The organism is Paraburkholderia dipogonis, assembly GCF_046027395.1.
Lineage (GTDB): Bacteria > Pseudomonadota > Gammaproteobacteria > Burkholderiales > Burkholderiaceae > Paraburkholderia > Paraburkholderia dipogonis_A.
This window is the reverse complement of record NZ_JAQQEG010000055.1, coordinates 40,109-50,168: the sequence shown is the minus strand read 5'-3', so window position 1 is coordinate 50,168 and position 10,060 is coordinate 40,109. Positions and strand designations below refer to the sequence as shown.

At 62.4% G+C, this 10,060-nt stretch carries 7 protein-coding genes; all 7 read left to right on the top strand.

All coding sequences use genetic code 11. The features are described from left to right. Positions 1 to 54 precede the first annotated feature (54 nt). A complete protein-coding gene (locus PQR32_RS37440) occupies positions 55 to 999 on the top strand; it encodes a PDR/VanB family oxidoreductase (protein ID WP_408239566.1) in 945 nt (314 codons plus the stop codon). Between the two features lie 74 nt (positions 1,000 to 1,073). Continuing rightward, positions 1,074 to 1,835 (top strand): 3,4-dihydroxyphthalate decarboxylase, encoded by a 762-nt coding sequence (gene phtC / locus PQR32_RS37435; protein WP_408239563.1) that lies wholly within the window; start codon positions 1,074 to 1,076, stop codon positions 1,833 to 1,835. Between the two features lie 68 nt (positions 1,836 to 1,903). Then, entirely contained in the window at positions 1,904 to 3,646 is a 1,743-nt protein-coding gene (locus PQR32_RS37430; protein WP_408239560.1) for a hydantoinase B/oxoprolinase family protein, read from the top strand. 89 nt (positions 3,647 to 3,735) lie between these two features. After that, entirely contained in the window at positions 3,736 to 5,784 is a 2,049-nt protein-coding gene (locus PQR32_RS37425) for a hydantoinase/oxoprolinase family protein (protein WP_408239557.1), read from the top strand. A 128-nt stretch (positions 5,785 to 5,912) separates the two neighbouring features. Continuing rightward, positions 5,913 to 7,379 carry an aldehyde dehydrogenase family protein gene (locus tag PQR32_RS37420; protein ID WP_408239554.1) on the top strand — a complete coding sequence of 489 codons (1,467 nt, stop codon included), beginning with the start codon at positions 5,913 to 5,915 and terminating at the stop codon, positions 7,377 to 7,379. Positions 7,380 to 7,412: 33 nt separating this feature from the next. After that, the gene (locus PQR32_RS37415) at positions 7,413 to 9,191 is read left to right on the top strand and encodes a GMC family oxidoreductase (RefSeq protein WP_408239551.1); all 1,779 of its coding nucleotides are present in this window, start codon (positions 7,413 to 7,415) and stop codon (positions 9,189 to 9,191) included. Further along, positions 9,191 to 10,039 (top strand): TauD/TfdA dioxygenase family protein, encoded by an 849-nt coding sequence (locus PQR32_RS37410; RefSeq protein ID WP_408239549.1) that lies wholly within the window; start codon positions 9,191 to 9,193, stop codon positions 10,037 to 10,039. The genes PQR32_RS37415 and PQR32_RS37410 overlap by 1 nt, the downstream gene beginning before the upstream one ends. Positions 10,040 to 10,060: the final 21 nt, after the last annotated feature.

The following is a 10,060-nucleotide window of genomic DNA, read 5'->3' as shown; positions in this document are numbered from 1 at the left end:
AAGAAGCGACGCGAACCGGCAACGCACAGACCGGCGACGTGTACAGGGAGAAATATGAATTTGCTTGTCAGTCACAAAGCGCAGATTGCGGGTGACATTTACCTGTTCGAGGTACGCGACGCCGATGGCGCCGCGCTACCCGATTTCACGCCGGGCGCGCACGTGGAGGTGACCGGTCCGACCGGTCTCGTGCGCAAGTATTCGCTGTGCAGCGCGCCGGGTGAAACAGGCTATTACCGTTTCGCCGTGAAGAAGGAACATCACGGGCAGGGTGGTTCGCGCGCGATGATTGAAGGCGTGCACGCCGGTGACCTGTTGAATGTATCGACGCCGCGCAATGATTTTCCGCTGGAAGCGTCGGCGGAAAAATACCTGTTCATTGCGGGCGGCATAGGCATCACGCCGATCTACGCGATGATGCAACACCTCGACGCGCGCGGCGTTCCGTACGATCTGTATTACTTTGCGCGCACGGCCGGAGTAACCGCGTTTCTGAACGAAGTCAGCGCGCCGCGCGATCGCGCCAACGTCACGGTGCATCACGACGAAGGTGATCCGGAACGCGCTTTCGATGTCGCCGGTCTGCTCACCGCGCGCGAGCCCGGCACACACCTGTACTGCTGTGGTCCGCGCCCGCTGATGGACGCGGTGCGCGAGGCCGCTGCGAACTGGCCTCGCGGCACGGTCCATTTCGAAGACTTCGGTTCGGCGAAGGTGGCGGACGAATCCAGCGTGGACCGGCCGTTCCGGTGCCATCTGGCGAAAAGCGGCGTGACGCTCGACATTCCTGCTGACAAGTCGATCGTACAGGTGATGCGCGAACACGGCTTCGACGTGCCGACTTCGTGCGAAACCGGATCGTGTGCCACGTGCAAGACCGCCCTGCTTGCTGGCGTGGCGGACCATCGCGATCTGGCGTTGTTCGACGACGAACTCGACACTTTCATCATTCCTTGCGTATCGCGCGCAAAAACGCCGGAGATCACGATAGATCGTTGAAGCGGCGCGAGCGGTAGCACGCCGGATATGAAGCAAGGTTACAACGCGTTGCACTCAATCAGGAGACACCGTACATGGACACGACGCTTGACGAACTTCGCGACACGATCGCCACCGCGTGCCGGATTCTTGCCCATCTCGGTCTGGTGCGTGAAACCACGGGCCACGTCAGTGCGCGAATCGATAACGAGCGCATGTTGATCCGCTGTCGCGGACAAAGCGAGGCGGGTTTGATACGCACTCAGCCTGAAGCGATCCACGCGTGCCGCTTCGACGGATCCGAACTCGAACATGCCGATGCGTACGAAACGCCCACTGAGTTGCCGATTCACGGCGAGCTCTACAAGGCGCGGCCCGAAGTCGGCGCGGTCGTGCATGCGCATCCGCGCGCGTCGATGCTTTGCACGATACTCGGCCTCGAATTGCAGCCGGTTTTCGGCGCCTACGATCCCAACTCGATGTATCTCGCCGCGGAAGGCGTGCCGATGTTCCCGCGCGCGATGCTCGTGCGCGACGCGGCGACGGGCCAGCAACTCGTCAGCTCGATGCAGAACAAGTCGGTGTGTCTCATGTATGGCCACGGCGTGGCGACCGTCGGCGCCTCCGTCGAGGAAGCGACGATCAAGGCGATCCAGCTTGAAACACTGGCCAGCATCACGCTCGAATGCGCGAAGGCGGGAAAGCCGCCCATGCTGCTGGGCGAGGAAGACCAGATGTACTTCAAGCGGCTGCGTGAGGCGCAGAACGCGAAACTCGCGGCGCACAACAAGGACGTTTTCAGGTGGACCTGGCGCCATTACGTGAGCGTGCTCGAAGAGCACGAGCGCCGCGCCTAGTCGTCGTGTATCCATGCGGCCGCGCGAGGGGCGCTGCCATCTTTTACTTCAGCGTCGCGGAGATCCTGATGGACGGCATCGATCTGGAAGTCATTTTCCAGTCCACGTTGCAGATTGCACGTGAATTGACAATGAACATGCTGCGCACCGGCTATTCGACGGTGATCAAGGAAAGCCAGGACTTCACGTTTGCGATTTTCGACCGGCATGCGCGGATGGTCGCACAGGGCATCCCGCAGCCGGCGCATATCGGACCGATCGCCGCGCAAACGCGCGAGATTCATCGAGCGTTTCGCGGCAAGATGGCGCCGGGCGATGCGTTCATTGTCAATCACCCGTATCGCGCGTGTCAGAACCATGCAACCGATGTCACGATCATCTCGCCGGTGTTCTTCGAGGGACAACTGGTCGCGTATATCGGCAATACGGCGCACAAGCCGGATATAGGCGGTAAGGTGCCAGGCACCAATAGCCCCGACGCGACCGAAGTGTTTCAGGAAGGCCTGCTGATTCCGCCCGTCAAGCTGTACCGCGAGGGCGAGCTCAACGATGCGCTGTACGAACTGATCTGCGCGAACACGCGCACGCCGGAAGTCACCTGGGGCGACATCAACGCTCAGGTGCAGACCAATGTCTATGGCATTCGCAAGTTCGGCGAACTGTTCGAGAAGTACAGTACGAAGTCGGTGCTCGCCTGCTGGACGCGCTGGATGGACATCTGCGAAAGCGAACTGGTGGCGCAGATCAGGCAGCTCAAACCCGGCACCTATGGTCCGGTCGTCGACTATCTCGACGACGACGGGATCGACCGCGAGAAGTCGTATCGCATTGCGTTGTCGCTCGAAGTCGCGGGCGACCGGCTCAAGTTCACGCTCGACAGCGACCCGCAGGCGCGCGGGCCGATCAATCTGAGGCCATGCGTGTCGCGCAATGTGATCGAGTGTTGGGTGAAGATGGCCTTCGCGCCGCATTTGCCGGTGAATGACGGCATGTCGCGACCGATCGACGTCGCGTATCCGCCAGAAGGGTCGCTGCTCAATCCGCGCTTTCCGGCGCCGGTCAATATGTACGTGCGTGCCAGCCAGTTGATCAGCACGCTGGTCGCGCGCGTGCTCGGCGAGGTCGCGCCCGATCGCATTCCGGCGCCCGGCAGCGGCGCAAGCGGTGGCCTGACCGGCTCGGGGCTCAACCCACGCACGGGACGCTGGTTCTCGATTCACGAAATCTACAACGGCGGAGGCGGTGCAAGACCGCATGGTGACGGCGTTAGCGTTCAGGACGAACTCGTGCTGAACGTGATGAACACGCCGATCGAGGCAGTGGAAACGGAGTTTCCGTTGCGCATTCGCCGGTACGCATTGATTCAGGATTCCGCTGGCGCCGGTCTGCATCGCGGTGGACTTGGCGCGATGCGCGAATGGGAAGTGCTGAGCGACGAGGTCACCTTCAATCTGCGCGCGGATCGCTTCAAGCACGCGTCGCCGGGTTCGCTCGGTGCGTCGCCGGCGAGAGCGTCGAGTGCGGTGCTCAACCGAGGCAAGCCGGATGAGCGCGCGTTGCCGTCGAAAGTGGCGGGGCTGCGGCTGCATGCGGGTGACGTGCTGGCATGGGGGCTCGCGGGCGGTGGCGGCCGTGGCGATCCTTTTGCGCGTGATACCGAAGCGGTGCGGCTCGACGTACTGCGCGGCTATGTGTCGATCGAAGCGGCTCGCGAGCTGTACGGCGTGGCGATACGCGCCGATGACGGCAGCGTTGACGGCGAAGCCACCGCGCAATTGCGCAATCACATAAAAGGCGCCTCTGCGCGCTAATGCACCGGTGTACTGACGCGTCGAAGTACTGACATCAGGCACGCGAAACGACAACACTTATTGCATCCGTTATTGGAAAAGAGGTGGTTATGAAACTGCGGATCGGCATCGACGTCGGCGGGACTTTTACCGATGTGACGGCATTCGACGAAGACTTGGGCGACGTCACGGTGATCCGCAAGTATCTGTCGAACCGGGCAGAGCCAATGCTCGTGATGGACACGATCATGAAGGACCTGCAGACGGAATTCGGTGCGGAGGCCGTGTCGCTGATCCTGCATGGTTCGACCGCTGCACTCAACACGCTGCTTGAGGACAACGGCGTGCGTGTCGGCCTGCTGACCACGGCGGGGTTTCGCGACGTCTACGAAATGGGCCGTCAATGGCGCGGCGGCGACGTGTTCAATCTGTATGCGCCCGCGCCGAAAATGCTGCTGACGCGCGATCGCATTCATGAAGTGCGTGAACGGCTCGCGTTCGACGGGGCCGTGATCGAACCGTTGCAGCGCGACGATGTGGTGGCGGCGGTGAAGAAGTTGCAGGCGCAACAGGTCGAGGCGATTGCCGTGGCGCTGCTGTTTTCGTACGCGAACGCGGCGCACGAGCAGGAGATCGCGCGAATCATTGAAGATGTCGCGCCCGGCATGTACGTGTCGCTTTCGAGCGAGGTCAACCCAGAATGGCGCGAGTACGAACGCACCGCATCGACGGTAGCGAACGCCTATATCGGGCCGCCGGCCGCACGCTATCTGAAAGATCTCGAGACACTGTCGCTCGGTTATTTTCCGGGTGCGCGTGTGCTGATGATGAAGTCGGACGGCGGCGCGGCGAGTTCGCGAATGCTATCGCGCACGCCGATCCAGACGGTGATGTCAGGCCCGGTGGCAGGCACGATCGGCAGCCGCTATCTCGGCTCGGCCAAAGGCGTGGCCAATCTGTTGACGTTCGACGTCGGCGGCACCAGCACCGACATGGCGGTGATTCCTGGTCAGTTGCTGCACAAGTCGGAGGTGTCGGTGGGACGCCATCCGATCCGCACTCACGCGGTCGATATCGACACGGTGGGCGCGGGCGGCGGCAGTCTCGCGTCGGTCCAGCTTGGCGGCGTTCTGAAGGTGGGGCCGGAAAGCGCCGGATCGAATCCGGGACCCGCCTGCTACATGCGCGGCGGCACGCATCCGACGCTCACCGACGCGCTTGTTGTGCTGGGTCACCTGAATCAGCGCGCGCTGCTCGAAGGGAAAATGGCGATCTCTCGCGATGCCTCCTACGAGGCAGTCGAACAGCACGTCGCTAAACCGCTCGGCATGAGCGTGCACGAAGCAGCGTGGGGCATCCTGCGCGTGCTGACGACCAATGTCGTGATCGCGATGCGTACGATCAGTGTCGAGCGCGGTTACGATCCGCGTGAATTCGCACTTGTGCCGTTCGGCGGCATGGGGCCGACGACAGCCGCAAAAATCGCCGCCGAGTTGGCCATCAACCGGATTCTGATTCCGCGCGACCCCGGCACGTTCAGCGCGTACGGCATGCTGGTCAGCGACGTTCAGCAGGAGCGCAGCATGACACGCATCACGCGCATGGAGGCGACCACCAGCGACGAGCTAAACGCGTTCTACCGCGATATGGAAGCGATTGTGCTGGAAGACCTCGTGAACGAAAACATTCCACGCGAGCATCTGACTTCCGTGCGCCACGCAGGCATGCGTTACGCCGGCCAGTCGTATGAAGTGAACGTGACGGTGCCCGCGCTCAACGGCCCCGACGATCTCGCCACGCTTCAGCAGCGCTTTCACGAGGCGCACCACCGCAGGTACGGTCATATGGCGCAACAGCAACTGGTTGAAATCGTCAACTTCAAGGTGACAGGCGTCGGACAGATTCCAAAGCCGGCCATGAAAACGTTTGAAGTCGCGAATGATGTCTCGCCCGCACCGTTCGAAACACGCGAAGCGTGGTTCGGTCCGCAAGCATCAGTGCCGACCCCGGTTTACCGGCGCAACGATCTGTATCCCGGTACGCGGCTCACCGGTCCGTTGATCGTCGAGGAGCGCACCTCGACGACAGTGGTGTATCCGGGACAGCACGTCGAAGTTGACACGTTCTGCAACATGCTGGTGACGAACATAGGCGCTTGATGTTTTTCGCGGCTATGGCGGCTTTCACGCGAAACGGGTTACTCCCGACTTGACTTGCCGCCGATCCGTCATAATCTTAGGTATCTTATTTTAAATCTTTAAGAGAGCGACTGGTGGAGACGACTTCGATGCGTGCTGGCGATCAAGCCGGTTTGCGTGACTATCCGCTGCTGATCGATGGACTGCTCGGCGCGGGCGCGCGCGAAGAGTGGGCGGTCTCGCTGAATCCCGCTGACGAAACGGCGATCGGTCGCATGGCGATTGCCGACGCCGACGACGTGGACCGCGCGGTCAGTGCGGCCGAACGGGCGCAGCCGGCGTGGGCCGCGCTCGACGTGAGCGAGCGGGCCGCCCGGCTACGCGAGTTGGGCAGGCGCCTGATGGAACGCCGCGATGAAATCTTGCAACTCGAAGTGCGCGACACCGGCAATACGATAGGTAAGATGCGCGGCGATCTGGCGGGCGCGGTGCATCTGCTCGAGTACTACGCAAGTATTGCGTGCGAAATCAAAGGCGAGACGCTGCCATTCACGAAAGATCGCTTGCATCTGTCGATGCGCGAACCGTTCGGTGTGGTCGCGCGTATCGTGCCGTTCAACCATCCGGTGTATTTCGAAGTGGCGGCGCTAGCGGGACCGTTGATGGCGGGCAATGCCGCACTCATCAAACCGCCGGAGCAGAGTCCGCTGTCGTCCGCGATACTCGGTGAAGTCTGCGCTGACGTGCTGCCCGCCGGTCTCGTCAATATATTGCCGGGTCCGGGACAAACCACGGGCGATGCAATCGTACGTCACCCGCGCGTGCGGCGTATCGCATTCACCGGTTCCGTTGGCACCGGCATGATGATCCAGCGCCGCGCAGCGGAAGTGTGCGTCAAGCAGGTTTCGCTGGAACTGGGCGGCAAGAATCCAATGATCGTGTTTCCCGATGTCGATCCCGACGTCGCGGCAAACGCCGCGATCGCCGGCATGAACTTCGCGTGGCAAGGCCAGTCTTGTGGATCGACGAGCCGTCTGCTCCTGCACGAGTCGATCCACGACGCCGTGGTCGAGCGTATCGTCGCGGCGGTGTCGGGGCTCAGACTCGGTAACCCCCTCGATGAACACTCGCAAATGGGACCGATCAATTCCGAGCGGCACTATCGGCGCGTGCTCGAATACATCGACATCGCAAAAGCCGACGGCGCGCGGCTCGCGACTGGCGGCAAGCGTCCACTTGGGGAAGAATTCGCGCGCGGCTACTGGGTTGAACCGACCGTCTTCACTGACGTGACACGCGACATGCGGATCGCGCGCGAGGAAGTGTTCGGCCCGGTTCTGTCGGTGCTCAAATGGCGTTCCGTGGATGAGGCGCTCGCGCTCGCCAACGCGACGGAATACGGTCTCGCCGCGGCGCTCTGGTCGAACGATCTGAACGCGGCGCTGAAGATCGCGATGAAGATCGACTGTGGCTACGTCTGGATGAACGGAGGAGGCGGCCACTACACCGGCATGCCGTTTGGCGGCACGAAGAACAGCGGCGTGGGACGTGAAGAGTGCATGGATGAGTTGCTTAGCTATACCAGGCAAAAATCGGTTCACATCACACTCCGCTGATCGGTCCATTTCTTGCATGTTTCGACAGCCACCATGAGCACAACGTCACGGTTCGACTACATCATCATCGGTGCGGGCTCGGCCGGCTGCACGCTCGCCGCGCGGCTGACAGAGGCGGGCGACGCGAACGTCCTGCTGATCGAAGCCGGTGGGTGGGATCGCAGCGCGTGGATTCATATTCCGCTCGGATGGGGGCGTTTGCACGGCTCGCCGCGTTTCGACTGGGGTTTGCATAGCGAGCCGGAAGCACGCCTCGACGGCCGGCGCATCGAGTGCGCGCGTGGCAAGGTGATTGGCGGCTGTTCGTCGGTGAATGCGATGGCCTACGTGCGGGGCCACGCAGGCGACTACGATCGCTGGGCGTCTTATGGCCTGCCAGGCTGGTCATATCGGGATGTGTTGCCTTATTTTCGCAAGCAGGAACATTGGGAATCGGGAGCATCGGAATTTCGCGGCGGCGTCGGGCCCCTTGCAACGTGCACATCGCGCTACCCGGATCCGCTTGTCGATGCCTGGATGCGCGCGGCGGGCGAAGCCGGGCTGCCCGCCACGCCCGACTACAACGGCCGTACCCAGGAAGGCGTGGGTCGTCTGCAATTGACCGTCGGCGACGGGCGTCGCTCGAGCGCCGCTTCCGCCTATCTGCGGCCCGCGCTCGGACGTAGCAATTTGCGCGTAATGACGCGGGCGGCGGTGCAAACGCTGTTGTTCAGCGGCGACCGCGTGACGGGTGTGCGCGTGGTCGTAAACGGCGAAACAAAAGACGTGGAGGCGGACCGGGAAGTCATTCTTTGCGCCGGCACGATTCATTCGCCGCACCTACTGATGCTTTCCGGTATCGGCGACCCCGGGCAGCTCGAACGTCATCGAATCCCGGTTAAAGCCGAGGTGGCGGGCGTTGGCCGGAATTTGCAGGATCACCTGTGGGCCAGTGTCGAATTCAGCCGCTGCACGCCGGGCATCTTTCAGCGCGAAATGCGGCTCGATCGGGTGGCGCGTGGGATCGTTCAGGCGGCGTTGTTCCGTAATGGCTTCTGGACGGACTTGCCGAGCGGCTGGACGGCGTTCGTGAAGACCAGCGACACGGCCGCGTTACCCGATATCCAGTTGCTGTTTCGCGCGTTGCCGCCGGGCGCGGGACCCTGGTTCGCGCCGTTTAGCCGGCCGGCGCCAGACGGGTTCGCATGTCGCGCCGTGCTGTTGCGACCGCACAGTCGCGGGTGGATCGAACTGGCGTCAGCCGATCCGCAAGCGGCGCCGAAAATTCACTTCAACTTTCTCGACGACGAACGGGATGCGCGCACGCTACGCGCCGGCATGCGCCTGATCCGCGGGGTGGCGGGCCAGAGCGCGCTGCGCCCGTTCGTCGGCGGCGAGACGCTGCCAGGCGCGGACCAGAGGTCCGACGCCGCACTCGATGCGCACATGCGGCGTACTTCAGCCACTTCGCATCACCCGGCTGGCACGTGCCGCATGGGCACCGCCGATGATCCGCTAGCCGTGGTCGACGCCTCGCTGCGCGTGCGTAATGTGCGCGGCCTGCGCGTGGTCGATGCGTCGGTGATGCCGGACATCGTCGGCGGAAATATCAACGCGGCGGTGTTGATGATCGCTGAGAAGGCGGCGGAGATGATCGCCGGACGATCCAGTGAATCATCTGGCGAATCGGTCGGTATCCACACTTCAACAGGCCGCGCGACGCCGTGGCAACACGATGCGCAGCTGCCGGCCGCTGCGGACGTTTCGTCCGCGCCCGACACCGCGTTTTCACAGCAAGCGAGCCAATCCGTGGGCGATTCAAGGAGACAGTAATGAGCGAGCAGGCGCAAGTGACGGGTGTTGTGACGACGCGTCCTTTGTCGGACGCATTGGGAGCTGAGGTGCGTGGTGTCGATCTGCGCAATCTGTCGGCCGAACAGAACCAGAAGATCCTCGACGCGTGGCATGAGAACCTCGTCGTGCTGATCCGCAACCAGACGCTTTCCGAGGAGGACCAGGTCAGGTTTGGCAAGCTGTTCGGTGGCGGCGCATTGTCGTCAGGCCATATTCCGGCGCTGGAGCGTGTCGAGGGGCTCGTCTATGTAACGAACGTGAAGCAGCCGGATCGGCCGGACGGCATTCTGCCCGATGGCGAAATGCAGTTCCATTCCGATCAGTGCTATCGCGACCACCCGTCGAAAGGCACGATGCTGTATGCGATTGAAATCCCGAGCGAAGGCGGTAACACGCTGTTTGCCAACACCTATAAGTCTTACGAAGCACTGCCCGAAGCCGTCAAGCAAAAGATCGAAGGTCTCAGGGCGCTGAACGTCTACGACTACGGTGTGAACCCGACCCGTTGCGGGCAGCCGAATGCGGACGCGCCGAGTCACGTGCATCCGGTCGTACGAACGCATCCCGTCACGCGGCGCAAGTCACTGTTCGTCAACCGGCTGATGACGGCGCGCATCGAGGGCATGCCGAAAGAAGAGAGTGATGCATTGCTCGACTATCTGTTTGCTTATCAGGAGCGGCCGGAGTTCATTTACTCGCATCGCTGGCAGGTTGGCGACGTGCTGATCTGGGACAACCGCTGCGCATTGCATGCGCGCACGGATTTCGACTCGAAACAGCGCCGTGTGATGCGGCGCATTACGCTGCCGGCCGAAGCGGTCGAGTAGGCGGTACTTGTCGCGCGCCAC

Bases quoted from the DNA above. Each gene is read 5' to 3' on its own strand.
- PQR32_RS37415 (WP_408239551.1), top strand. From the start codon at position 7,413: ATGAGCACAACGTCACGGTTCGACTACATCATCATCGGTGCGGGCTCG.
- phtC (WP_408239563.1), top strand. From the start codon at position 1,074: ATGGACACGACGCTTGACGAACTTCGCGACACGATCGCCACCGCGTGC.
- PQR32_RS37440 (WP_408239566.1), top strand. From the start codon at position 55: ATGAATTTGCTTGTCAGTCACAAAGCGCAGATTGCGGGTGACATTTAC.
- PQR32_RS37410 (WP_408239549.1), top strand. From the start codon at position 9,191: ATGAGCGAGCAGGCGCAAGTGACGGGTGTTGTGACGACGCGTCCTTTG.
- PQR32_RS37420 (WP_408239554.1), top strand. From the start codon at position 5,913: ATGCGTGCTGGCGATCAAGCCGGTTTGCGTGACTATCCGCTGCTGATC.
- PQR32_RS37430 (WP_408239560.1), top strand. From the start codon at position 1,904: ATGGACGGCATCGATCTGGAAGTCATTTTCCAGTCCACGTTGCAGATT.
- PQR32_RS37425 (WP_408239557.1), top strand. From the start codon at position 3,736: ATGAAACTGCGGATCGGCATCGACGTCGGCGGGACTTTTACCGATGTG.